The sequence below is a fragment of the Pseudomonas sp. HMSC076A11 genome (genome assembly GCF_001810205.1).
GTDB classification, from domain to species: Bacteria; Pseudomonadota; Gammaproteobacteria; order Pseudomonadales; family Pseudomonadaceae; genus Pseudomonas; species Pseudomonas aeruginosa.
On the sequence record NZ_KV800280.1, the window covers coordinates 1 to 230 of the forward strand.

At 60.9% G+C, this 230-nt stretch carries 1 pseudogene; it reads right to left on the reverse strand.

Annotated features, from left to right (window positions below):
* Positions 1 to 230, reverse strand: a pseudogene (locus tag HMPREF2716_RS05550) (type VI secretion system tip protein VgrG); the annotation flags it as partial.

Consider the following 230-nt stretch of genomic DNA (forward strand, 5'->3'; position numbering starts at 1 on the left):
ATGGTCTCGTTGTTGTCCACGGTCTCGGTGCGATCGTGCTTCACGTGCACGGTCTCGTCGTGGTCGATGGTCTTGGTCCGGTCGTGGCCGACCCAGTGGGTCTCGTCGTTCTCGACCTCGATGTCCTGGTTCTTCTCGGCATGGATGAACAACTGCTCGGCGCCCTTCTTGTCCTCCATGCGGATCTCGTTGAAGTTGGCCGGCGTGCCGCCCTTGCTCGAACGGCTCTT